Raw genomic sequence first — 3,118 nt, forward strand, 5'->3', positions numbered from 1 at the left:
GGCCAGGCCTCAGCATTTTATTATGGTGATCCCCTGGGCGAAATGCGCCTGGTAAGCAGAGTTTTTGAAATGTAAGGCCTTTGAATAAGACAAAAGGCTGCCTCATCGCTAACTTTGCAACAGTGCCCCTGGCGATGGCACTGGGTTACAAGGCGACGCAAGCCGGCATCAAGACGCGCTTCACGACTGCGGCCGACCTGATGCTGGCGTTGACGACGGCGCATACCCAGAACAATCTGAAGGCGGTGATGCACCGCGCGATCAAGGCATATCGGCTCTTGATCATCGACGAGATAGGTTACTTGCCGATGAACCGGGAACAGGCAAACCTGTTCTTCCAGGTGATCGCAGCCTTGTATGAACGCAGCAGCCTGATCGTGACCAGCAACCTGCCGTTCGGGCAATGGGACACGACCTTCGCGCAGGATACGACGCTGACCGCGGCCCTGCTCGACCGGCTGCTGCACCATGCGCACATCGTGCCGATTGCCGGGGAAAGCTATCGGCTGAAGCACCAGCGACAGGCCGGGATGATGAGGGGGAGCGATGTTGCAGAAATTGGCTGAACACGGACGGTGTTCAGCGACGGCGGTGTATCAGTTTTAAATCGCTGGCACGAAAAAATCTGTATCAGTTTTCAATCGCCGTTGACAAACGGGACAATATCTATGATGATCTTGCTTCCGGCGGTCGTGATGATCGCCCTGGCTTGACTGCCTGCCTCAAGTCATTGCGTGACGGCGATGTGCTGGTGGTCTGGAAGCTCGATCGCCTCGGACGATCGCTTGCCCATCTGGTCAACACGGTGAAGGAGCTGTCAGACCGCAAGATCGGCCTGCGGGTTCTGACTGGAAAGGGCGCTCAGATCGACACCACGACTGCGTCCGGTCGCATGGTGTTCGGAATCTTCGCCACCTTGGCCGAGTTCGAGCGGGATCTGATCCGAGAGCGCACCATGGCGGGTCTCGCCTCCGCGAGAGCGCGCGGTCGCAAGGGCGGACGAAAATTCGCGCTCACCAAAGCTCAGGTGCGTCTCGCGCAAGCCGCCATGGCCCAGCGCGATACTTCAGTTTCCGATCTCTGCAAGGAACTCGGCATCGAGCGCGTCACTCTCTACCGATATGTCGGTCCCAAAGGCGAGCTCAGAGACCATGGAAAGCATGTTCTCGGACTTACGTAGCAACTCGTTTCTTTTCGCAGGTTGAGCCACCTCCGCGCTTCATCAGAAAACTGAAGGAACCTCCATTGAATCGAACTAATATTTTTTTTGGTGAATCGCATTCTGACTGGTTGCCTGTCAGAGGCGGAGAATCTGGTGATTTTGTTTTTCGACGTGGTGACGGGCATGCCTTCGCGAAAATCGCACCTGCTTCCCGCCGCGGTGAGCTCGCTGGAGAGCGTGACCGCCTCATTTGGCTCAAAGGTCGAGGTGTGGCTTGCCCCGAGGTGATCAACTGGCAGGAGGAACAGGAGGGTGCATGCTTGGTGATAACGGCAATTCCGGGAGTACCGGCGGCTGATCTGTCTGGAGCGGATTTGCTCAAAGCGTGGCCGTCAATGGGGCAGCAACTTGGCGCTGTTCACAGCCTATCGGTTGATCAATGTCCGTTTGAGCGCAGGCTGTCGCGAATGTTCGGACGCGCCGTTGATGTGGTGTCCCGCAATGCCGTCAATCCCGACTTCTTACCGGACGAGGACAAGAGTACGCCGCAGCTCGATCTTTTGGCTCGTGTCGAACGAGAGCTACCGGTGCGGCTCGACCAAGAGCGCACCGATATGGTTGTTTGCCATGGTGATCCCTGCATGCCGAACTTCATGGTGGACCCTAAAACTCTTCAATGCACGGGTCTGATCGACCTTGGGCGGCTCGGAACAGCAGATCGCTATGCCGATTTGGCACTCATGATTGCTAACGCCGAAGAGAACTGGGCAGCGCCAGATGAAGCAGAGCGCGCCTTCGCTGTCCTATTCAATGTATTGGGGATCGAAGCCCCCGACCGCGAACGCCTTGCCTTCTATCTGCGATTGGACCCTCTGACTTGGGGTTGATGTTCATGCCGCCTGTTTTTCCTGCTCATTGGCACGTTTCGCAACCTGTTCTCATTGCGGACACCTTTTCCAGCCTCGTTTGGAAAGTTTCATTGCCAGACGGGACTCCTGCAATCGTCAAGGGATTGAAACCTATAGAAGACATTGCTGATGAACTGCGCGGGGCCGACTATCTGGTATGGCGCAATGGGAGGGGAGCAGTCCGGTTGCTCGGTCGTGAGAACAATCTGATGTTGCTCGAATATGCCGGGGAGCGAATGCTCTCTCACATCGTTGCCGAGCACGGCGACTACCAGGCGACCGAAATTGCAGCGGAACTAATGGCGAAGCTGTATGCCGCATCTGAGGAACCCCTGCCTTCTGCCCTTCTCCCGATCCGGGATCGCTTTGCAGCTTTGTTTCAGCGGGCGCGCGATGATCAAAACGCAGGTTGTCAAACTGACTACGTCCACGCGGCGATTATAGCCGATCAAATGATGAGCAATGCCTCGGAACTGCGTGGGCTACATGGCGATCTGCATCATGAAAACATCATGTTCTCCAGTCGCGGCTGGCTGGTGATAGATCCCGTCGGTCTGGTCGGTGAAGTGGGCTTTGGCGCCGCCAATATGTTCTACGATCCGGCTGACAGAGACGACCTTTGTCTCGATCCTAGACGCATTGCACAGATGGCGGACGCATTCTCTCGTGCGCTGGACGTCGATCCGCGTCGCCTGCTCGACCAGGCGTACGCTTATGGGTGCCTTTCCGCAGCTTGGAACGCGGATGGAGAAGAGGAGCAACGCGATCTAGCTATCGCGGCCGCGATCAAGCAGGTGCGACAGACGTCATACTAGATATCAAGCGACTTCTCCTATCCCCTGGGAACACATCAATCTTACCGGAGAATATCGTTGGCCAAAGCCTTAGCGTAGGATTTCGCCCTCTCCCGCAAACGACCCCATCCTTGATCACCTGAAGCACAAAGCCGAAACCAGCGGGACCAGGGCGTTACCCGAAAGCCGGGCGCCACCGGCTGAGCTGCTCCTGGGTCTGTTTGACTGACGAGCCTGAAGGCCAACGATACCAA

General features: G+C 56.7%; 3 protein-coding genes and 2 pseudogenes. All 5 read left to right on the plus strand.

The annotated features are described in order from the left end of the window. A pseudogene (locus FTU12_RS16200) lies at window positions 1-75 on the plus strand (IS6 family transposase); the annotation flags it as partial. A gap of 53 nt (window positions 76-128) precedes the next feature. Then, window positions 129-566: pseudogene (locus FTU12_RS16205) on the plus strand (ATP-binding protein); the annotation flags it as partial. 44 nt (window positions 567-610) lie between these two features. Then, entirely contained in the window at window positions 611-1,180 is a 570-nt protein-coding gene (locus tag FTU12_RS16210; RefSeq protein WP_050545069.1) for a recombinase family protein, read from the plus strand. 65 nt (window positions 1,181-1,245) lie between these two features. Continuing rightward, on the plus strand, window positions 1,246-2,049 hold the full coding sequence (gene aph(3'')-Ib, locus FTU12_RS16215) for an aminoglycoside O-phosphotransferase APH(3'')-Ib (RefSeq protein WP_001082319.1): 804 nt from the start codon (window positions 1,246-1,248) through the stop codon (window positions 2,047-2,049). After that, window positions 2,049-2,885, plus strand: coding sequence for an aminoglycoside O-phosphotransferase APH(6)-Id (locus tag FTU12_RS16220; protein ID WP_000480968.1), 837 nt, complete (start codon window positions 2,049-2,051; stop codon window positions 2,883-2,885). Before aph(3'')-Ib ends, FTU12_RS16220 begins: the two co-directional genes overlap by 1 nt. Window positions 2,886-3,118: the final 233 nt, after the last annotated feature.

This window comes from Acinetobacter sp. YH12063 (assembly GCF_013419715.1).
GTDB classification, from domain to species: Bacteria; Pseudomonadota; Gammaproteobacteria; order Pseudomonadales; family Moraxellaceae; genus Acinetobacter; species Acinetobacter amyesii.